17 protein-coding genes are annotated in these 20,577 nt (G+C 69.7%); 5 read left to right on the top strand and 12 right to left on the bottom strand.

The genetic code is table 11. The annotated features are described in order from the left end of the window. Window positions 1-4 precede the first annotated feature (4 nt). The 5 genes from Sp245p_RS13055 to Sp245p_RS13035 all read right to left on the bottom strand — a co-directional run bounded on the left by Sp245p_RS13055 (window position 5) and on the right by Sp245p_RS13035 (window position 5,504). The gene (locus Sp245p_RS13055; RefSeq protein ID WP_014239470.1) at window positions 5-550 is read right to left on the bottom strand and encodes a 6-pyruvoyl trahydropterin synthase family protein; all 546 of its coding nucleotides are present in this window, start codon (window positions 548-550) and stop codon (window positions 5-7) included. A 20-nt stretch (window positions 551-570) separates the two neighbouring features. Next, a complete protein-coding gene (locus Sp245p_RS13050) occupies window positions 571-1,485 on the bottom strand; it encodes a branched-chain amino acid ABC transporter permease (protein WP_014239471.1) in 915 nt (304 codons plus the stop codon). 22 nt (window positions 1,486-1,507) lie between these two features. Then, window positions 1,508-2,674, bottom strand: coding sequence for an ABC transporter substrate-binding protein (locus tag Sp245p_RS13045; protein ID WP_014239472.1), 1,167 nt, complete (start codon window positions 2,672-2,674; stop codon window positions 1,508-1,510). Between the two features lie 51 nt (window positions 2,675-2,725). Next, the gene (locus tag Sp245p_RS13040; RefSeq protein WP_014239473.1) at window positions 2,726-3,376 is read right to left on the bottom strand and encodes an elongation factor P hydroxylase; all 651 of its coding nucleotides are present in this window, start codon (window positions 3,374-3,376) and stop codon (window positions 2,726-2,728) included. Between the two features lie 118 nt (window positions 3,377-3,494). After that, window positions 3,495-5,504 carry a methyl-accepting chemotaxis protein gene (locus tag Sp245p_RS13035; protein WP_014239474.1) on the bottom strand — a complete coding sequence of 670 codons (2,010 nt, stop codon included), beginning with the start codon at window positions 5,502-5,504 and terminating at the stop codon, window positions 3,495-3,497. Between the two features lie 401 nt (window positions 5,505-5,905). Between Sp245p_RS13035 and Sp245p_RS13030 the strand changes: the two genes are divergently transcribed. The 3 genes from Sp245p_RS13030 to Sp245p_RS13020 all read left to right on the top strand — a co-directional run bounded on the left by Sp245p_RS13030 (window position 5,906) and on the right by Sp245p_RS13020 (window position 10,113). Continuing rightward, entirely contained in the window at window positions 5,906-7,060 is a 1,155-nt protein-coding gene (locus tag Sp245p_RS13030; RefSeq protein WP_014239476.1) for a glycosyltransferase family 2 protein, read from the top strand. Then, complete coding sequence (locus Sp245p_RS13025; RefSeq protein ID WP_014239477.1) at window positions 7,057-8,748, top strand: glycosyltransferase family 39 protein; 1,692 nt, start codon at window positions 7,057-7,059, stop codon at window positions 8,746-8,748. Before Sp245p_RS13030 ends, Sp245p_RS13025 begins: the two co-directional genes overlap by 4 nt. A 210-nt stretch (window positions 8,749-8,958) precedes the next feature. After that, window positions 8,959-10,113: a serine hydrolase domain-containing protein gene (locus Sp245p_RS13020; RefSeq protein WP_244439355.1), complete on the top strand. Its 1,155-nt coding sequence runs from the start codon at window positions 8,959-8,961 to the stop codon at window positions 10,111-10,113. A gap of 41 nt (window positions 10,114-10,154) precedes the next feature. Here the strand turns inward: Sp245p_RS13020 and Sp245p_RS13015 are convergent, their stop codons facing one another. The 3 genes from Sp245p_RS13015 to Sp245p_RS13005 all read right to left on the bottom strand — a co-directional run bounded on the left by Sp245p_RS13015 (window position 10,155) and on the right by Sp245p_RS13005 (window position 13,403). Beyond that, window positions 10,155-10,589 (bottom strand): nuclear transport factor 2 family protein, encoded by a 435-nt coding sequence (locus tag Sp245p_RS13015; protein ID WP_014239479.1) that lies wholly within the window; start codon window positions 10,587-10,589, stop codon window positions 10,155-10,157. A 134-nt stretch (window positions 10,590-10,723) separates the two neighbouring features. After that, a complete protein-coding gene (locus Sp245p_RS13010) occupies window positions 10,724-11,707 on the bottom strand; it encodes a hypothetical protein (RefSeq protein ID WP_014239480.1) in 984 nt (327 codons plus the stop codon). A 127-nt stretch (window positions 11,708-11,834) separates the two neighbouring features. Continuing rightward, window positions 11,835-13,403 carry an FAD-dependent oxidoreductase gene (locus Sp245p_RS13005; RefSeq protein ID WP_014239481.1) on the bottom strand — a complete coding sequence of 523 codons (1,569 nt, stop codon included), beginning with the start codon at window positions 13,401-13,403 and terminating at the stop codon, window positions 11,835-11,837. Between the two features lie 146 nt (window positions 13,404-13,549). Here Sp245p_RS13005 and Sp245p_RS13000 point away from each other — a divergent pair, with 146 nt between their 5' ends. Then, on the top strand, window positions 13,550-15,214 hold the full coding sequence (locus tag Sp245p_RS13000; protein WP_014239482.1) for an NAD+ synthase: 1,665 nt from the start codon (window positions 13,550-13,552) through the stop codon (window positions 15,212-15,214). Between the two features lie 71 nt (window positions 15,215-15,285). Here Sp245p_RS13000 and Sp245p_RS12995 read toward each other — a convergent pair whose 3' ends face one another. The 4 genes from Sp245p_RS12995 to ipdC all read right to left on the bottom strand — a co-directional run bounded on the left by Sp245p_RS12995 (window position 15,286) and on the right by ipdC (window position 18,800). Continuing rightward, window positions 15,286-15,525, bottom strand: coding sequence for a hypothetical protein (locus Sp245p_RS12995; RefSeq protein WP_014239483.1), 240 nt, complete (start codon window positions 15,523-15,525; stop codon window positions 15,286-15,288). A gap of 157 nt (window positions 15,526-15,682) precedes the next feature. Further along, complete coding sequence (locus Sp245p_RS12990; RefSeq protein WP_014239485.1) at window positions 15,683-16,252, bottom strand: hypothetical protein; 570 nt, start codon at window positions 16,250-16,252, stop codon at window positions 15,683-15,685. A 142-nt stretch (window positions 16,253-16,394) separates the two neighbouring features. Continuing rightward, window positions 16,395-17,063 carry an isoprenoid biosynthesis glyoxalase ElbB gene (elbB, locus tag Sp245p_RS12985; RefSeq protein ID WP_014239486.1) on the bottom strand — a complete coding sequence of 223 codons (669 nt, stop codon included), beginning with the start codon at window positions 17,061-17,063 and terminating at the stop codon, window positions 16,395-16,397. Window positions 17,064-17,162: 99 nt separating this feature from the next. After that, entirely contained in the window at window positions 17,163-18,800 is a 1,638-nt protein-coding gene (ipdC, locus tag Sp245p_RS12980; RefSeq protein ID WP_014239487.1) for an indolepyruvate/phenylpyruvate decarboxylase, read from the bottom strand. A gap of 402 nt (window positions 18,801-19,202) precedes the next feature. Between ipdC and gltX the strand changes: the two genes are divergently transcribed. After that, window positions 19,203-20,561 carry a glutamate--tRNA ligase gene (gene gltX, locus Sp245p_RS12975; RefSeq protein WP_014239489.1) on the top strand — a complete coding sequence of 453 codons (1,359 nt, stop codon included), beginning with the start codon at window positions 19,203-19,205 and terminating at the stop codon, window positions 20,559-20,561. Window positions 20,562-20,577: the final 16 nt, after the last annotated feature.

Raw genomic sequence — 20,577 nt, 5'->3', positions numbered from 1 at the left:
CCCGCTACAGGTCGTTGATGCTCATGTCCCCGCGCAGCCACCATGGCGCGCCCGGCAGGCCAAGGTAGCCGGCGTCCAGGTGATGCTCCGGCACGCCGCGGAAGATCACCGTGTTGGTGGGCGTCTCCTCGATCTCCACCTCGACGCAGCGCAAGGGCGAGGTCTCCGCGGCGAACAGCGCGTTGGCCTTGGCCATCATGCAGGCGGCCAGCGCCTCCGTCGTCGGGTCGCCGGGGGTGATCAGCAGCATGGGCAGCTTTTCCGGCTCGTGCTCCCGGAAATAGCCGATCAGCGGGTCGCGGTGGGAGAGCTGGAGCGCGTGGTCGACATGCCCGTCGATCCAGTGGTGCCAAGTCGCCTTGGCCCGCGCGAAGGACTCCACCATGTTCGCCGCCCCGTCGAGCGGTGCGGGGTCCACGGCCTCCAGCTTCACCGAAACGGTCTCGTTGTGGCCGTGCGGCACGGCGCATTTGACGGAATCGCCGGCGATCAGGCGATGGGCCATGCTGAAGCGCCGCCGGAAGAGCAGCGTGAACTCGTTCGTGGTCATAAAGTGAACCTAGCCGTTCCTCAATGCGCTGGGAACAGGCCCTTGGGCCTGATCGCCAGAACCACCGCCATCAGCACGTAGATCGCCATGGAGGCGAGCGCGGCCCCGGCGGCGCTGGCGTTGGCGGCGTCCATCACCAGCCGGAAGGCGGCGGGCAGCAAGGCGCGGCCCAGCGTGTCCACCATGCCGACCAGCAGGGCGCCGGCCAGCGCCCCGCGGATCGAGCCGATGCCGCCGATCACGATGACCACGAAGGTCAGGATCAGGATCTGCTCGCCCATGCCGACCTGAACGGCCAGCACCGGCCCGGCCATGGCGCCGGCCAGCCCGGCCAGTCCGCAGCCCAGCGCGAAGACCAGCCCGAACAGCCGCCGGACATCGACCCCCAGCGCCATCACCATCTCGCGGTTGGTGGCGCCGGCGCGGATCAGCATGCCGACCCGCGTCCGCGCGATCAGCAGCCACAGGAACACCGCCACGGCGATGCCCACGGCCAGGATCGCCAGCCGGAAGGCCGGGTATTTCAGCCCGAACAGATCCACCGTCCCGGCCAGCGCCGCCGGCGGGTTGAGGAAGATGGGGACCGGGCCGAAGACGATCTTCACCAGCTCGTTGAAGAACAGGATCAGCCCGAAGGTCGCCAGCACCTGATCCAGGTGGTCGCGGCGGTAGAGCGTGCGCAGCGCCACCGCCTCCACCACCAGCCCGAGCAGGGCCGTCAGCAGCACCGCCGCCGCCAGCGCCAGCGGGAAGCTGCCCAGCACCGGCACCAGCGCCGCCGTCAGGTAGGCGCCGACCATGTAGAAGGTGCCGTGGGCGAGGTTGATGAGATCCATGATGCCGAAGACGAGCGTCAGCCCGGCGGCCATCAGGAACAGCATCACGCCGAGCTGAAGCCCGTTCAGCCCCTGTTCGACGAGGAGGAGCGCGTCCATTCTCCGGCGTCCTGCCTGCGCCTCACTTCATCGGACAGTCTTTGACGTAGGCGTCGGCGTGGTTGGTGAAGACCGTGGCGACGGTCTTGTTGGTCACCGCGCCGTCGGCGCCCTTCACGACCTCGCGCAGGTAGATGTCGTGGATCGGGTAGTGGTTGGTGTTGAAGGCCACCTCGCCGCGCAGGCTTTGCAGCTTGGCGGAGGCCAGGGCGGCGCGCAGCTTGTCCTTGTCCTTCAGGTTGCCGCCGACCGCCTTCACCGCGGTGTCGATCAGCAGCGCCGTGTCGTAGCCCTGGGCGGCGTACATGGACGGGATGCGCCCGTACTTGGCCTTGAAGTCGGCGACGAACGTCTTGTTGGCGGCGTTGTCGAGGTCGGGGCTCCACTGCGCCGAGTTCTTGACGCCGAGCGCGGACTCGCCGACCGCCGCCAGGATGTCCTGGTCGAAGGAGAAGCCGGGGCCGAACAGCGGAACGGCGCCCTTCAGCCCGGCCTGCTCATACTGCTTGATGAAGTTGATGCCCATGCCACCGGGGTAGAAGACGTAGACGGCGTCCGGCGCCGCGGCCTTGAGCTGCGCCAGCTCCGCCGCGTAGTCGAGCTGCCCGACCTGGGTGTAGACCTCGCCCGCGACCTCGCCCTTGTAGTAGCGCTTGAAGCCGGCCAGACCGTCCTTGCCCGCCGGGTAGTTGGGGGCCATCAGGTAGACCTTCTTGAAGCCCTCGTCCTGGACATGCTTGCCCACGGCCTCGTGGATCTGGTCGTTCTGGTAGGCGGCGTTGAAGAAGTACGGGTTGCACTGCGCGCCCGCCAGCTGCGACGGGCCAGCGTTCGGGCTGATGAAGAAGGTCTGCCCGCCGGCCAGCGTCGGCAGCATGGCCAGCGCAAGGTTCGACCAGACCACGCCGGTCACCACCTGCACGCGGTCGCGCTCGACCATGCGGTTGGCGAGGCCGACGGCGACGTCCGGCTTCTGCTGGTCGTCCGCCTCGATGACCTGGGTGTCCTGCCCGCCCAGCTTGCCGCCCGCATGCTCCACCGCCAGCGCGAAGCCGTCGCGGATGTCGATGCCCAGACCCGCGCCGGGGCCGGACAGGGTGGTGATCATGCCGATCTTCAGCGTGTCCGCCGCCGCCGGGGTGGCGAGCAGGGCCAGCGCGGAGGCCAGCGTAAGCAGGTTGCGGGTCATGACGGTCCAGCCTCCAGGGGAATTATGATTGATTTGTGGGCAGTGCGAATGTCAGGCAGCCCGCGTCCGTTCGTCCGCCCGCTCGTCCGCCCAGGCGCGCGCCGTGGACGGGCGGCCCTCGGCGTCGATCAGGCCGCGGGTGAAGAGTTCCTCGACGTGGCGGATGAAGAAGGCGGCGGTGCTCTCCCGCTCCCAGCGCTCCATCCAGTTCTGCTCCAGGAAGGCGAGGATCGCCGGCTGGCCCAGCTCGGCCTCCCACAGCACGCCGAGCAGGGAGGTCTGCTGCTCCTCGTGCATGCAGTCCTCGAAGGTCAGCTTCTGCTGGCTGCGCGCCTCCTTGCGCAGCGTCGTCTCCGGCCCCGGCCCCAGGCCGAAGTCGTAGAGCGGGCGGCGCTCGGGCGCGGCGACCAGCCAGTGGGCGACCTCATGAACGATGACCGTCGATTCCACGTCGGTGCGGATGACCTCGCCGTCCCACATGAAGGAGGCGTTGGGCGGCTCGTCCAGCGTGCCGATGCCGTGGGCGTGGGCCAGCCGCACCGCTTCGGCGCGCTGCTCCGGCGTGTCGACGCCGCCGGGCACCGGCCACGTCGCGGCAATGCGCCGGAAGGCGGCGAGGGGCAGGGGCTTGCCGGCCAGCAGGCGCTCGAAGGTCGCCAGGGCCTCCGGCATCGTCTCGGCCGGGATCGGGGTCAGGATCATGATGGGAAAAGCAGTCCGGGGTGCGCAATGACCCCTATTTGCCCAACAGGGCCGGGGCGGCGCAAGAAAAACCCCTCCTCCATCGCAATCGGATGGAGGAGGGGGGAAGACGAGACCGTCAGGCGGCCCGCATGTCGGTCAGAAAGCGGGAGACGAAGCCGCGCAGCCCCTCCGCCTCGCCGCTCAGCCCGTCGGCGGCGTCGAGCACCTGACGGGAGGCGTCGCCGGTGGCTTCCGCCGCCTGGGTCACCCCGGCGATGTTGCCCGACACCTCCTGCGTGCCGCGGGCGGCCTGCTGGACGTTGCGGCTGATCTCCTGGGTGGCCGCACCCTGCTCCTCGACCGCCGCGGCGATGGTGGTGGAGATGTGACTGATCTCGCCGATCACGCGGCCGATCTCGGCGATCGCCCCGGCGGCCTCGCGGCTGACCTGCTGGATGCCGGCGATCTGGCCGGAGATGTCCTCCGTCGCCTTGGCGGTCTGGTTGGCGAGGCTCTTGACCTCGCTGGCCACGACGGCGAAGCCCTTGCCGGCCTCGCCCGCCCGTGCCGCCTCGATGGTGGCGTTCAGCGCCAGCAGGTTGGTCTGGCTGGCGATGTCGTTGATGAGCTGCACCACCTCGCCGATGCGCTGGGCGGCGTCGACCAGACCGCGCACGGTGGCGTCGGTCCGTTCGGCGGTGCTGACCGCCTGCCCGGCGATGCTGTTGCTCTGGGCGACCTGCCGGCTGATCTCCTGGATCGAGCTGGTCAGCTCCTCCGCGGCGGCGGCGACGGTCTCCACGTTGGCGGTGGCCTGGGTCGAGGCGGCGGCGACGGCGCTGGCCTGCCGGGTGGTCTGCTCGGCGGTGGCCGACATGCCCTGGGCCGTGCTGTTGAGCTGGGTGGCGGCGGAGGAGACGCGGGACAGCACCTCCATCACCATGCGGTCGAATTCGCGGGTCAGGGAGTCGATGCGCTCCGACCGCTCGCGGCGGGTCGCATGCTCGGCGGCCTGTTCCGCGGCCATGCGGTCGGCGTCGATCAGGCTGTGCTTGAAGACCTCGACGGCCTTGGCCATGCCGCCGATCTCGTCGCCGCGGTCCAGGCCGGGCACCTCCACCCGGCGGTCGCCGCCGGCCAGACGGGTCATGGTGTCGGTCATCGACACGATGGGCCGCGACAGCCCGCGCCCGATCAGCAGGGCGGAGATCAGTCCGAGCAGGACGGCGACCACGGCGGCGGCGGTGGTCACCGTCCGGGCGCGGTCGATGTTCTCCGTGGCGGTGGTGCCGAGCGCCGCCTGCTGGCGGGCGCTGGCGTCGCGCAGCTGTTCGACCCGCGCGTTGACGGTCGGGCCGAGCGTCTCCAGCACCTGCGAGACAAGCTCGTCCCGCTTGGTGGTGGCGACGACCGCCTTCTCGAACTGGGTGGCGAAGACGCGCTGGTAGGCCAGGAAGGACGAGGCGCCGCGGCGGCGCTCCAGCTCGGTCAGCTTGGCGAGCATCGCGTTGCCGCGCTCGCGGGCGTTCTGCAGCTCCTTGCGGAAGATGTCGGCGCTCTCCGCCGAGCCGTCGGTCAGGAAGCGGTTGGCGTTGTTGCGGGCGGCCAGGAAATGGCGGGCGGCCATGCCCGCCTGATAGGCGGCCTCGGTGTCGCCGTCCGCGTAGGCGCTGTCCATGACGCCGCTGAGCGCCTTCTCCATCTTGACCCCGAGGTCGAGAAGCTCCGCCGACGCCTCGTTGCGGGTCGCCTGGAACTCCATGATGCGGGTGAAGGCCTCGCGGTATTGGCCCAGCTCGTTGTCCATCTGGGTCACCGTGCGGTTCAGCGTCGGCTCGGTGAACAGGGTCTTGGCCTCGTCGATCCGCCCGTCGAGGTCGGCGGCCAGCGAGTCAACCGTGTGGGAGGCCTCCTCGCTGCCGGTCAGCAGGAAGGTCTTGGCCTGGAGCTGGACCTCCAGCATCGTCGCCTGGATGCGCCCGACCTCGGTGGTCTGGCGGGCCAGGGTCTGATAGGTCGCGAAGCCGTGCTTGGCGTCCATCAGGGCGTAGACCCCGATGCCGCCGATGGCGACCAGGAAGAGGAGAACCCCGGCGTTCGCCGCCGTGATCTTGGTGCCGACCCGAAGATGGTTGAACAGGCTCATGATCGGGGAAACTCCGGATGAGGCTGATGGTTTAGATGCAAAACATGGCAGTGTCCGCTTACCAATTCATTAAGTGTGCCAACTGGTTTCCGGTCCCCGAAAACGGGCATGGCGTCCCTCCGCGCACGCTTGGGGATGCCCTTATCCTTCCGGGTTCTGGCGGTTTCGCCGGGCCTTGGAATATTTGTCGGGACCGTGGCGTTAGCCCACCAGCGACGGACCGTTCCGGCGCCGGTTCCAGCGGTGTGCTGGTCACGGCTTAGGCCGTGGATGGTCACAATAGAGGCGTTTTGCTCATCCACATGTATCGTGCTATATGCCAAAGGGCGAAGCGCCCCGCCGGGGACGCCTGCCTGGACCCTTCCGACCCGGCTCGTGATCATCTGACCCAACGGCCGGCCATGTCCCTGACCGACGCGCCCACGACCGACGCGCCCACTCTGGCGGCTTCCGCCAACACCGCCCCCACACCCGCCCCCATCACCGGTGACGCCGCTTCCGCCCCGAAGCCGTCGCGCTCCGCCCGCACGAAGCGGGGGCGCCTGTCGGTGGTGATCCCCTTCTACAACGAAGGCCCCAACATCGCGGCGCTGTTCGAGCGGCTGGTGCCCGTGCTCGACCGGCTGGACGCCGAGTGGGAGGTGGTCTGCGTCAACGACGGCAGCCGCGACGACACGCTCGACCGCCTGCTGGACGTCCACGACGCCGACCCGCGGGTCAAGGTGGTCGACCTGTCGCGCAACTTCGGCAAGGAACTGGCCCTGTCGGCCGGCCTGCGCCACACCACCGGCGACGCCGTGGTGCCGATGGACGCCGACCTGCAACACCCGCCGGAGCTGCTGCCGCAATTCCTCGCCAAATGGCGCGAGGGCTACGACGTGGTCGTCGCCGTGCGCCACGCGCGGGTGGGGCAGAGCCTGAAGCACCGGGCGTTCGCCCGCGCCTTCTACTGGATCTTCGACAACCTGTCGGAGGTCAAGCTGCCGCGCGAGGTCGGCGACTTCCGGCTGATGGACCGCCGGGTGGTCGACGTCATCAACCGCATGCCCGAACGCACGCGCTTCATGAAGGGCATCTTCGCCTGGGTCGGCTTCCGTCAGGCCAGCATTCCCTACCAGCAGGGGGAGCGCGCCGGCGGCGACACCAAATGGGGCTTCCTGAAGCTGCTCAGCCTGTCCTTCGACGGGCTGACCGCCTTCTCCACCTTCCCGTTGCGGGTGTGGAGTCTGGTGGGCATGGCGATCTCCGGCTTCGCCTTCGTCTACATCCTGCTGCGCCTGCTGCGCACCCTGATCTACGGCATCGACGTGCCCGGCTATGAATCGCTGCTGGCCGCGGTGCTGTTCATGGGTGGCATCCAGCTCGTCACGCTGGGGGTCATCGGCGACTATCTGGGCCGCGTGTTCAACGAGGTGAAGGGACGTCCCCTTTACATCGTCCGTTCCGCGCACGGCTTCGAGGACGAGGCTGCCGCTCCGGCATCCAATTTAGCGGCCAATCCGGGGGCCAACGCAGGCGCTTGGCGCCGGCCCGGAAGCGAGGACCGCCCTTCATGAGCCTGATGCCGCCGCTCGGCCTGAATCCCCTCGGGGCGGCGCCCCCGGCGGGCGCGCTGTCGCAACGCCGCGCCGGTGCCCTGTGGGACGACATGGCGCGCGCGCTTCTGCTGTGCCTGATCATCCTCGCCGCGCTGACCTTCCGGAACTACGGGATCAGCACCGACGAGGAGGTGCAGCACATCTACGGCAAGAAGCTGCTGTCCTTCTACCTGTCCGGCTTTACCGACCGGTCGGCCTTCCATTTCAAGGATCTGTACCTGTATGGCGGGCTGTTCGATCTGGTGACCGCCCTGGTGGTCCCGATCTCGCCGTTCGAGGAGTACGAGACGCGCCACCTGCTGTGCGCGCTGGTCGGGGTGCTGGGCATCGCCGGCTGCTGGCGCTACGCGCGGCTGCTGGCCGGGCCGCGGGCGGGTTTCCTGGCGGCGGCGCTGCTGGCGCTGTCCGGCGTCTATTACGGCGCCATGTTCAACAACACCAAGGACGTGCCCTTCGCTGCGGGCATGGTGTGGACGCTCTATTTCGCCACCCGCATCATCGGGCAGATGCCGGCCCCGCGCCGCAGCGCGGTGCTGAAATTCGGGCTGGCGCTCGGCCTGACCCTGTCGATCCGGGTGGGGGGGGTGCTGGCCGGCTTCTACCTCGCGGTGGCGCTGGCGCTCTATGTGGTGCTGGTGGCGTGGCAGGGCGGGCTGCGGCCGGCGCTGGGCGTCGTCCGGCGCTCCGTGCCGCCCCTGCTGCCGGCCATCCCGCTCGCCTACGCGGTGATGGCGCTGTTCTGGCCCTGGGCGGTGCAGAAGCCGTTGAACCCGCTGGAGGCGCTGCGCGTCGTCTCGCACTTCCCCATCGACATCCAGACGCTGTTCATGGGGCAGATGGTCAGCTCCGCCGCCCCGCCGGCGCTCTATCTGCCGGTCTATCTGGGAGTGAAGCTGCCGGAGGCGGTGCTGCTCGGCACCCTGGCCGCGGTGGCGCTGGCCGCCCTGTGGGTGGTGCGCGGCGGCTGGCGGAGCGTGGACGGCGCCTTCGGCGCGGTGCGCTGGGTGCCGCTGGCGCTGGCGGCCTTCCTGCCGGTGATCCTGTTCATGCTGATGCGCCCGTCCGTCTACAACGGCATCCGCCATTTCCTGTTCGTGGCGCCGCCGATGGCGGTGCTGGCCGGCATCGCCATCGACCGGCTGTGGAGCGGGGCCGAGGCGCTGGGCCGGCGTACGGGTCAGGCGTACGGGGCGGCGGGCATCGCGGTGGCCGTGCTGTACGCGTGGCAGCTCGGCGCCATGCACCCGAACCAGTACGTCTACTACAACCAGTTCACCGGCGGGCTGAAGGGCGCCGAGGGCCGGTTCGAGCTGGATTACTGGGGCAACTCCCAGCACGAGGCTCTGGCCGAGCTGGTCGCCCTGGTGGAGCGCGAGAACGGCGGCAAGGCGCCGCCGCGCCAGTACACCCTGTCGGTGTGCGGCAACACGCTGGCCGTCCGCTTCGAGCTGCCGCCCTGGCTGAAGCTGGTCAACGGCACCGGGCTGGACTGGCGCAAGGCCGATTTCTTCATGGCCTTCACCCAGGTCAAGCAGTGCCCCAGCCTGCTCGGTGGCCAGCCGATCATCGAGATCGCCGCCGACGACGTGCCGCTGACCATCGTCAAGGACCGCCGCCCGCCGCTGGCGGAAATTCCCACCGAGTAGAAATTGGCCGAGTAGAAAGTGGCCGAGTAAATTTCGGCCGGGTGGGCCGGGCCTTACCGGTCTAACCCGCCCGGCATGGCCTGCTCCGTTGGCGTGATGTCCGTCCGCGGGCGTACCGGCGGGCGGGACCGCTTCCCACTCTTCCTTCAGCGCGCCCATTCCGCGCGCCGATGACGGAGGGTGGGGATGCGGGGGCCGGTGCTCGGTGTCGTGTCGTTTCTTGCGCTCACCGTCTGGGCGACGGCGCCGGCCCCGGCGGACGCGGTGCCCCCGGACCGTCTTCGGGAGGCGGTGACGGCGTTGGCCGATCGCCGTCTTGAGGAGGCGGGGGCGGGCAGCATCGTCGTCGGGGTGATCCGCGACGGGCGCAGCCTCGTCGTCGGGCGCGGCGACAGCGGACGGCCCGACGGTGGCCCGCCGGACGGGCGGACCCTGTTCCAGATCGCCTCGCTGACCAAGCCCTTCACCGGCACCATCCTGGCGGAGCTGATCCGCGCCGGGCGCGTCGCCCCGACCGACCCGTTGGCCCGCCATCTGCCCAAGCCGGTCCACGCCCCGGACTTCGACGGCACGCCGATCCGCCTGCTCGACCTCGCCACCCACACGGCGGGGCTGCCCAACGTGCCGGAGACACCGCGCTTCTCGTGGAGCCGGCTGGAGGACCCGCGCAACCCCTACAAGCCGCTGACGCGGGAGGAGGTGGGGGCGTGGCTGTCCGGCTTCAGCCTGACGGTGCCACCGGGCACGCGCTTCCGCTATTCGAACGTCGGCATGGCGGTGCTGGGGGAGGCGCTGTCCACCGCCTCCGGCATCCCGTATGAAACCCTATTGAAACGGGTGGTCACCGACCGCTTCGGCATGACCGACACCACGCTGACGCCCACGGCCGGGCAGCGCGCCCGCAAGGCGGTGGGTCACGCCCGCGGGCAGGTGGTGCCGGATTGGGAGGCGCCGGCCATGCAGCCCTCCTTCGGCCTCTACTCCACCGCCGACGACCTGCTGCGCTGGCTGCGCGCCAACATGGGCGACTGCACCGGCCTGGGAAAGGCCGCCTGTGACGGCGAGGCCGCGGCGACGCTGGCGCTCGCCCAGTCGGTGCAGGTGGACGGGCGGGCGCTGCGCGATCCGGGGGCGCTGGGGCAGGGGGCAATGGCGCTGGGCTGGTTCGTCGCCTGGGCGGCGGACGGCACACCGATCCTCTGGCATTCCGGTTCCACCGGCGGCTTCAACGCCTACATCGCCTTCTCACGCGCCCACCGCTGGGCCGCGGTCGCCCTGACCAACAGCGACCCCGAGCGGATCACCGCCGACCGGGTGGTGGGCGATCTGATCTGGCAGCTGGAGAGGGCGGCGGAGCGCCGCTGAACGCGCGAGGGGGAAGAGGGGCCGCCGTCGAGGGGCCGCCGTCAGTGCAGCAGGCCGCCGGGCGGCAGGCGGTCGGGCGGCGTCAGGATCTGCGAGGCGGGTTCGGCGACCGGTCCGGCCTGATGGTGGGCCAGCCGCCACTCACCATCCTCGCGCGCGAACAGGTTGGTCGCCACCAGCACCGCGTCTCCCACGATCTCCTCGCAGAGGACGACCGCGGTGTCGCCGTACAGGCTGACGCGTTCGTTGCGCGCCTGCACCGCCGGGCCGCGGGGGGACCGCAGCACGTCCTGCCAGCTCGACACCACAGCCTCCCGGCCGAACAGGATGGTCCAGCCGGGATGGATGCAGGACACGGGCAGGCGGGAGGCCCACAGCCGGTCCATGGCGGGGAAGTCACGCCCGGTGAAGGCTTGGTAGAAAGCCCGGTTCGCGGCCAGAACGGCGTTGCGGTCGGTCGTGGGGCGGTCGGTCATGGGGAAGCGAATCTCCGAAACAGCGAAAGCCGCTTCTATACAGGGAGCCGGCTCGACGGCAAGCGCCGGCCCCCGTTATCACAGATCGCACCCCTTTTGCGGGCGCCCCTTCCGGGAAAACGGCCCGCCCTTCCTCACGCCTTGATGTCCACCTTCTGGGAAGCGTCCGCCGCGGCGGCGCCCTTGGCGCTGCTGCCGTCGGTCAGGCCGGCGATGGGCTGCGACAGGTCGAGGTTCAGGTGCATCACGCCATCGGCGCTCTTGGTCGGGGTCAGGGCGCCGAGGCCGTTCATCCCGCCCTTCGCGGCCATGCCGTTCAACTTCTCCAGGACGCCCTTGATCTCGTCATCGCTGAAGCCGTTGGCGCGGACGATCATGCCGGTGGCCTTGCCGGACACCTTGGTCGTGGCGGCGGAGAACATGGCGCTGCCCGAGCCGTCCGCGTTCAGCGTGGCCGCCAGCCCGCGGTCCTCGCGGGTGAAGTCCAGGGTGGACTTGGCGAAGGAGATGCGGACCGACTTGTCGCCATCCTGGATGGTCAGCTCCATGCCGCGGGACTCGATGGACCACTGCGACCGGGCCTCCTCCATGCTCATGCCCATCTGGCTGAAATCCATGGACTTCAGCTTGTCCTTCATGGCGCTGCCGAAATCGCCGACGGCGCCCTTCACGTCGTCGTCCGACATGCCCAGCCCGCCGAGCAGGCTGCCGAGATCGCCGGCCATGTTGTCGATGGCCTTCTCAAACAGGCCAGAGAGGCCCTTGGACTGCTCCAGCGCCTTCTGCATGATCTGCTCGGCCTGCTTGGCCCGGTCGGCCATCGCCTGGGAGCCGGTCTTGCCGCCGGCGGCCGCGTCGCCCGCCGCATCGGCGTTCGCGCCGTCGCCGCCCGCCGCCGCGGGCTTCTTGCCCGACAGGCTGTCGAGCAGGTTTTCCATCGACTGGCTGATCGTGTAGGCCGGGCTGGCGCTTTTCGCGGGAGTCGCGGCGTCGGCGGTCGTGGCGGCGGCCTTGGCGCCGTCCGCAGCCTTGCTCTCGGTTGCCTTCTTGGCGTTGTTCGCCTGTTGCAGGACCGTGCTGGTCGTCCCTGTCGGTCCGGACATCTCCGAGTAATACATCGCCGCCTCCCGCGCGTGATCGTTTCGCCGTAAGGGTATGATCGTACCGGAGTCCTTTACCACAGGTTAATTCGTCGCAGGGCTCCTGCAACGCCCGGTCGAAACTCTTCGGTTTCGAAGGATTTTATCAGTTTTTGCTTGCGGAGTCCTCGATGGGCGCAAGCGGTTGGGTGGCCGGGCCGTTCAGAACCGTCCCGTCCACGGCGAAGCGGGACCCGTGGCAGGGGCAGTCCCAGCTCCGCTCGCCGGGATTCCAGCGGACCACGCATTTCAGATGGGGGCAGATGGCGGAGCGGCGGTGCAGCGCCCCCGACTCGTCGCGGAAGACGGCGACGGGCCAGACGCCCGATTTCAGGACCGCGCCCTGTCGGGGCTCGATGCGATCCTCGCCCTCCAGCTCCGGCCCCTGCACGTAGGGCAGGAAGTGGCGGGCGGCGTCCAGGTTCTCCCGCAGGTAGGTGCCGAGTTTGCTGGTCATCTTGCGGCCAGGGTCGTACAGCGCGGCCCACGGGCTGCCGCTGCCGTGGATCAGCTCGCACAGCACCAGCCCGGCGATGGTGCCGTGGGTCATGCCCATGCCGCTGTCGCCGGTCGCGACGAAGACCCGCCCGCCATAGGCCGGGTCGGGGCCGATGAAGGCCAGCCCGTCGAAGGGCTCCATCACCTGCCCGGACCAGCGGTGCTCGACCACCCCGGCCTGGGGGAAATGCGCGCGCGTCCAGGCCTCCAGCGCGGCCCAGCGCTCGGCCATGTCGCGGGCCTCGCCGGTCTTGTGGTCCTCGCCGCCGACGATCAGCCGGTCGTGGTCGGCCTCCGGCTGGAGCCGCACATAGTGATAGGTGTCGAGCGTGTCCCAATAGAGGGCATCGGGCACGCTGCCCTTCGGCACCCGCAGGGAGATGGCGTAGGTGCGGTAGGGCGCCTGCTTGGAATGAATGGCGAAGCGGTCGCTGATCGGCGAGTTGGTGGCGACGACCACCGCGGCGGCCTCCACCAGCGCGTGGTCCGGCCCGGCCTCGACGCGCACGCGCTCCCCGTCCTGCCGGACCGTGGAGACATGCGCCCCGCTGGCCAGCGCGCCGCCGCGCGCCAGGAAGGCGCGGGTCAGCCCGACCAGATAGTCCAGCGCGTGGACGCGCGCCTGCCGGGGGAAGCGCAGGCAGGGGCCGGGATGCCGGATGGGCGGGGCGTCCAGCCGCTCCACATCGTCCAGCCCGGCGCGGCGGGCGGCGTCGCGCTCGCGGTCCAGCCCGGCGGGGTCCTGCCCCGGCGCCAGCATCAGATAGCCGTCGAGCCGGGCGAAGCCGCAGTCGATGTTTTCCTCGCGGGCGATCCGCTCGATGGTGTCGATGGCGGCGCCGTGGCTGTCCGCCGCCATGCGGGCGCCGGACTCGCTGTGCAGCCGTTCGATCTCGGTGAAGCGGTCGTCGATGACGTTGGAGAGATGCGCCGTGGTGCGCCCGGTCTCGCCGCCGCCCGACGGTCCGTCGTCCAGCAGCAGAACCGACTTGCCGGAGCGCTGGAGCAGGTAGGCCGTGGTCACCCCGGCGATGCCTGCTCCGACAACGATCACATCAGGGCGCAGGGCGCCCAGCGCCGCGGCGGTGGGAGCGACCGTCCCGGCGGGCATCGCCGCCCTGCCGCGGTCCATCCAGACGGAGGTCGTGGCACCGGAACCCTGCCCGGACTTTTGCATGACCGGTCATCCTTCTGTTGGCGTCCTGTCCTTCCGGCAACACAGCGTGCGGTGGCGCGGTTCCGCTGCGGCCGTGCGCCGCTTCCGCCCCCGGCCTCCGGCTGTTACGGTGACGCCGATCCGCCGCTTCACCGGACGATGCCGCCATGACCGACCGCCTTTCCATCGCGCTGGCCCAGATCAACCCGACCGTCGGCGCCATCACCACCAACATCGACCGCATCCGGGACGCGCGGGCGGAGGCCGCCGCGCGCGGCGCCGATCTGATGGTCTGCCCGGAGCTGGCGGTGACCGGCTACCCGCCGGAGGATCTGGTGCTGAAGCCCTTCTTCCTGGACGTGGTGGAGCAGGCGGTGCGTGAACTCGCCGCCGAGACGGCGGACGGAGGCCCAGCCCTGCTGGTCGGCGCGCCCTGGCGCGACGGCGACAAACGCCACAACGCCGCCCTGCTGCTCGACGGCGGGCGGATCGCGGCGACCCGCTTCAAGGTGGACCTGCCGAACTACGGCGTCTTCGACGAGAAGCGCGTCTTCACCCCCGGCCCGCTGCCCGGCCCGATCAACGTCCGCGGCGTGCGGCTGGGCGTTCCGATCTGCGAGGACATGTGGTCCGCCGACGTGATCGAGACGCTGGCGGAAAGCGGGGCGGAGATCCTGGTGGTCCCCAACGGCAGCCCGTTCGAGCTGGGCAAGCACGACCAGCGCGTGCAGCTCGCCGTTGGACGGGTCACCGAGTCCAGCCTGCCGCTGCTCTACGTGAATCAGGTGGGCGGGCAGGACGAACTGGTCTTCGACGGCGCCAGCTTCGCGCTGGGCGCCGATTGCCGGCTGGTCGCGCAGGCTCCAGCCTTCACCGAGCATCTGCTGATCACCCGCTGGGAGCGCGGCGAGGACGATGTCTGGAGTTGCGCCGACACGGAGTGCGTCGCACCGCCGGAGGGTCTGGAGTCGATCTACGCGGCGCTGGTGCTGGCCTTGCGCGACTATGTGACCAAGAACCGCTTTCCCGGCGTCATCCTGGGCCTGTCGGGCGGCATCGATTCGGCGCTGGCGGCGGCCATCGCGGTGGACGCGCTGGGCGCCGAGCGGGTGCACGGCGTGATGATGCCGTCGCCCCACACCGCGCAGGACAGCCTGGACGACGCCGCGGAATCGGCGGAACTGCTGGGCTGCAAGCTGGACACCGTTCCCATCGTCCCGGCGATGGAGGCGTTCGAGCGGATGCTCCTGCCGGCCTTCGCGGGGCGCGACCCGGACGCCACGGAGGAGAACATCCAGGCGCGGTCCCGCGGCGTCACGCTGATGGCGCTGTCCAACAAGTTCGGCCCCATGGTGCTGTCCACCGGCAACAAGTCGGAGATGTCGGTCGGCTACGCCACGCTCTACGGCGACATGTGCGGTGGCTACGCCGTGCTGAAGGACGTCTACAAGACGACGGTGTACGCGCTGGCGCGCTGGCGCAACGCGCATCAGACGGAGGGCGCGTTCGGCCCGGCGGGGCGCGTCGTGCCGGAACGAGTCCTGGTCAAGGCCCCGACCGCGGAGCTGAAGCCCGACCAGACCGACCAGGACACGCTGCCGCCCTACGACGCGCTGGACGACATTCTGCGCTGTCTGGTGGAAAAGGATCTGGGCGTGGCGGAGATCGTCGCCCGCGGCCACGCGCCGGAGGTGGTGGACAGGGTCTGGCGCATGCTGCATCTGGCCGAATACAAGCGCCGCCAGGCGCCTCCCGGCCCGAAGATCACGCCGCGGCTGTTCAACCGCGAGCGGCGCTATCCGATCACCAACGGATTCGGGAGCATTGCGTGAGTTTTTGCCCCCTCCCTAACCCTCCCTCGCTGAAGACGGGGGAGGGTTAGGGAGGGAGCCGCAGCCTTCCCTTACCCGCGCGTCAGGCGGATGATCGTCGCCATCATGCCGACCGCGTACAGCTCGGCCAGCGGAACGATCCAGGACGGGTGGAAAATGATCGACAGCGGCATGATCAGCAGAAGGATCAGCGCCGGAAACACGAAGTAAGGCGAATTGCAGTAAGCCGGCAGGCCATGCACCAGGCCCGAGACATCGCGAGATTCTTCGCCAATCAAACGATCCGCATCATCAACAGTTTGGTCAACCATTCTCTAGCACCCACTGTATTTATGGTCTTTTTGTTCTCCATCTCTTTGGGACGGAGCGGCGCTCCTATAACACAGTTTGCCGCGGTGCGGGCACGACTTCGCGCCGTCTTGCCGGATGGCGAAAACGGCGCGGGAAGTCCTGAATTCTATTGTGGCTTTACGCCGCTTCGGTCAGCGCCAGATGCGGGCGCCGGACCATCGACTGGATGGTGAAGGGCGCGCGCACGCCACCGCTGAACAGCTCGGCGCATTCCAGCGCCTTCAGCACCCGCTCCTCCGCCGGCAGGCCGACCGTGGAGGCGAGGGAGCCCAGCGCGTAGTCGGACCCGCAGCCGATGGCGTGATAGCCGCGCACCGCCTCGCCCACCTGATAGTCGGACTGGATCGAGAAGAGCCGCCCCTCGTACCCGACCATGAAGGTGCCGCCGGTCTCCACGTCGTTGGAGCGGTGGGCGTAGCCGCCGTCCTTCAGGCAGCCGCGCACGGCGTCCACGAAATCGACGACCATGTAGCGGAAGACGTCGGCCTCGGGGTCGCGGTGCGGCGGCTCCAGCCGGTAATGCAGAAGCTGGCCCATGCGGAAGCTGCTGGTGAAGCCGATCAGCAGGTCGGCGTTGCGGAACACCTTGGTGTCCGCGCGCACGGTGATGTCCAGGCCGTTCACGCCCGCGCTGTCACCGCCCATCCACACACGATCGCCGTCCACCAAGCCAACAATGCAGGTCATCGCCGTCCTCGTCCCTGAATAAAGTCTGCCCGAAAGCAGGGACAGGGTGGGCTTTTATGGTTAACGAATTGTTGCGCAGAGGCGATGCCGAAGGGGGTATCCCGCTTCGGCACCCGCCCCTTAGCGCAAGCGCAACAAGAGCTTAGCGGGCCAGCCCGATCAGCGCGCGGACGGTGTTCTCAGCACCCTCGGCGATCTGCGCGAGGCTGGCGTCGAGCATGTAGCAGGGGGAGGTGACGACCTTCAGACGCCGGTCGGTCACGATCTCGCCATGGCCGGTGACGCTGTGCTTCGCCCCCAGGCTCTCCAGCACGGCGGCGGTACCGGCGTCGGAGCCGATGGTGAGTTCGATTCCCTCCGCGCCGAACAGCGTGGCCAGGATGGCCGGGGCGATGCACAGGGCGCCGATCGGCTTGCCGGCGTCGCGCATGGCGCGCACGGCCGCCTCGACGTCCGGGTTGACCGTGCAGTCCGCGCCCTTGAAGGCGAAGTCGCACAGGTTCTTGGCCGCGCCGAAGCCGCCGGGGAAGATCAGCGCATCCACCGCCGCCGCGTCGAAGGTCGCGAGGTCGGCGACCTTGCCGCGGGCGATGCGGGCGGACTCGGCCAGCACGTTGCGGGTCTCCGCCGCCTCCTCGCCGGTCAGGTGGTTGACGACGTGGGCCTGCGGGACGTCGGGGGCGAAGCACACGGCCTCCGCCCCGGCGCGGCTGATTGCCAGCAGGGTGCACACCGCCTCGTGAATCTCCGCCCCGTCATAGACGCCGCAGCCCGAGAGCACGACCGCGATCCGCAACGGCTTGTCCGCCATGGGTTGAGTCCTCCTTGTCCGTTTCCGGTATCCCGCCCCGGTGGGGAGGGTTGCCGGAAACCCTACCCCACGGCCACGCTTACGCCTACTCTCCCGACCTTACTCCCGGGGCGCGGCGTGCAGGCGCTTCTGCCCCTGGACGAAGCGGGCCAGCGTGTCGGACAGCACGCCGCGCGGGATCATCGCCTCGATCAGCTGGAAGCGCCCGCGCGTGGCGAAGGCCTTGTCCAGCGCCGCCTTCAGCTCCGCCCGTGTGCGCACGCGGACGCCGTCGCCGCCCATGCCCGCCGCCATGTCGGCGAAGCGCCAGTCGTCCAGGTCGTTGAAGGCCGATTCGGGCTGGAAGGTGCGCAGCATCTCCCAACTGGCGTTGTTGAACAGGATCACGATGGGGTCGATGCCCAGCCGTCGGCAGTTGCCAAGCTCCCACCCGGTCATCTGGAAGGCGCCGTCGCCGACCACGGTCAGGATGCGCTTGCCGCCCGACACGCACTGCGCCCCGATGCCCGCCGGCACCCCGAAGCCCATGCCCGCGTAATAGCCCGGCGCCATCAGCCCGGCGTCGATCATGTCCATGGCGGTGAACAGGCAGTCGCCCATGTCCGCCGCGATCAGCAGCGGTTCCTGCCCGGCGCGGACGCGGTCGTTGACGGCGCGGGCGATGTCCATCGGGGCGATCGGCTCGCCGTCCGCCTGAAGGCCGGTCGGGTAGGCGTGGGGCTCCTTGCCGCGGGTCGTCCGGTCGGACGGCGGCAGCCGCTCCAAGAGGGCGTCCACCAGCCCGGCCAGCGGGATGTCGGCGTAGGTGTGATAGCCCAGCGTCACCGCCCGGTCGAAGGCGTGGATGGTCTTGCGCAGGTCGATCTTGCGCTGGGACACCGCGAAGTTGGTGTCGCTGAGGATCGCGCCGAGCAGGAACAGCCCGTCCGACTCCTCGACCAGCCGGGTGATCTCCGCGTCGCCGGCGACGCCGATGTAGGTGCCGAGCGGCGGGGTCGGCGCGTCGGCCAGCAGGCCGCGCCCCATGAAGGTGGTCACCACCGGCACGCCCAGCCGCTGCGCCAGCTCCGCCACCTTGGCCTCCAGCCCGTAGCGGCGGACCTCGACGCAGACCATCAGCACCGGCGACGTGGCCGAGCGCATGGCCGCCAGCACCTCGTCCGCGCAGGCGGCCAGCGCGTCGCGGTCCACCGGCCAAGCCGGGTCGTCGCCCACCGGCTCGACCTCGGCGTTGACCATGTTGCGGGGAATTTCCAGATAGACCGGGCGCGACAGGGCGCGGGCGGCCCCCAGCACGCGGGCGATCTCCGCCGGGGCCTTGGCCGGGTCGTCCAGCCGCGCCTGGGCGACGGTGATCTCCTTGAACACCTGGAACTGCGTGTCCAGCGTGCGGCCCTGGTGGTGCAGCAGCAGGCCGGCGTTGCCCTCCGTCGTGCCCGGCGCGCCGGAGATGACGACCACCGGCGACTTCTCGGCGTAGGCGCCGGCCACCGCGTTCACCATGTTGAAGGCGCCCGCTCCGTAGGTGACCGCCGCCACCCCCAGCGTCGAACTGTAACGCGCCGCCGCGTCCGCCGCGAAGCCCACCGCCGGCTCGTGGCTCAGCGTGTGGAGCGGCAGGATCTGCGTTTCCTCCGCCACCTTGAAGAAGGGCAGGGCGAAATCACCCGGAATCCCGAACATGGCCTGTGCGCCGCGATCCTTCAGCGCGCGCAGCAGGGCTTCGGCCAGCTTCATGGCCGCTCTCCCGTTCCAATTGGTTTCGCGGGTCGAAAACCCGCACAGGGGGACAGCATCGCCTCCGCCACCGCTCCGCGCAAGAATTGTTTCATTCGAAACAATCCATTCGCGCCGGAAATTGTGGAGGGGTGGAGGCCGCGCTTGATATCCCCTCTCCCGTCCCGGGAGAGGGAAGGGGCCCACGCGCAGCGTGGGAAGGGTGAGGGTGTCGCCAAGGGCTGGTGTCTTGATCCTCGGACGACCCTCACCCGGCGCCTTCGGCGCCACCCTCTCCCGGGGCGGGAGAGGGGTTTTTCTCCGAACGCGATAGGCCCCCGTGACGCCTGATGGGCGTCTTTCGGACCGGCGCGCGGCGTGCTACGACTGCCGCCCTGTTCCCGACTTTCGAATGATGCCCGCATGTCCGTCGCCGTCCGCTTCGCCCCCAGCCCGACCGGTCTCCTCCATGTCGGCAATGTGCGCCTCGCGCTGGTCAACTGGCTGTTCGCGCGCAAGGCGGGCGGCAATTTCCTGCTGCGCCTCGACGACACCGACGAGGAGCGCTCCAAGCCGGAATACGCGGAGGGGATCGAGCGGGACCTGACTTGGCTCGGCCTGACCTGGGACCGCTTCGCGCGGGAGAGCGACCGCTACGGCCGCTACGACGAGGTGGCGGCGGCGCTGAAGGCCAGCGGCCGGCTCTACCCCTGCTACGAGACGCCGGAGGAGCTGAACCTCAAGCGCGCCAGCCTCGTCTCGCAGGGCCGTCCGCCGATCTACGACCGCGCGGCGCTCCGCCTGGGCGACGCTGACCGCGCCCGCCTCGAATCGGAGGGGCGCAAGCCGCACTGGCGCTTCAAGCTGGAGCACACGCCGGTCGAATGGACCGACCTCGTGCGCGGGCCGGTGCATTTCGAGGGCGCGGCTCTCAGCGACCCGGTGCTGATCCGCGAGGACGGGCGGCCGCTCTACACCCTGACCAGCGTGGTGGACGACGCCGACCTCGCCATCACCCACGTCATTCGCGGCGAGGACCACGTCGCCAACACGGCGGTGCAGATCCAGATCTTCGAGGCGCTCACGAATAGTGAGGGTGGCGGAGTGGTCCCGGTCTTCGCCCATCTGCCGCTGCTGACCGACGCGACGGGACAGGGCCTGTCCAAGCGGCTGGGCAGCCTGTCCGTGGCGTCCTTGCGCGAGGAGGAGGGGATCGAGCCGATGGCGCTGGCCAGCCTGCTCGCCAAGCTCGGCACCTCCGACGCCATCGAGCCGCGGCTGACGCTGGACGAGCTGGTGGCCGAGTTCGACATCGCCAAGGTGTCCCGTGCCACCCCGAAATTCGACCCGGAGGAACTGCTGCGGCTGAACGCCCGCATCCTCCACCTGCTGCCCTTCGAGCGGGTCGCCGGGGAGTTGGCCGCGCTCGGTCTGGATGATGCCGACGCCGCCTTCTGGGAGGCGGTGCGCCCCAACCTGTCGCGCGTCGCCGAAGCCCGCGACTGGTGGGCGGTGACCCACGCCCCGGTCGCCCCGGCGGCGGACGATCCCGCGTTCCTGGCCGAGGCGGCGGCCCTGCTGCCGGAGGAGCCTTGGGACCTCTCCACCTGGGGCACCTGGACGGGTGCGGTGAAGGCGAAGACGGGTCGGAAGGGCAAGGATTTGTTCCTCCCCCTGCGCCGGGCCCTCACCGGGCGGGACCATGGACCGGAATTGAAGAACCTGCTACCCCTGATCGGCCGAACCCGCGCGGAAAAACGCCTCGCGGGAGAGACGGCCTAGAGTCCTTTCCCCCACC

The organism is Azospirillum baldaniorum (assembly GCF_003119195.2).
Classification (GTDB): domain Bacteria; phylum Pseudomonadota; class Alphaproteobacteria; order Azospirillales; family Azospirillaceae; genus Azospirillum; species Azospirillum baldaniorum.
This window is presented reverse-complemented; position numbering and strand designations above follow the sequence as displayed.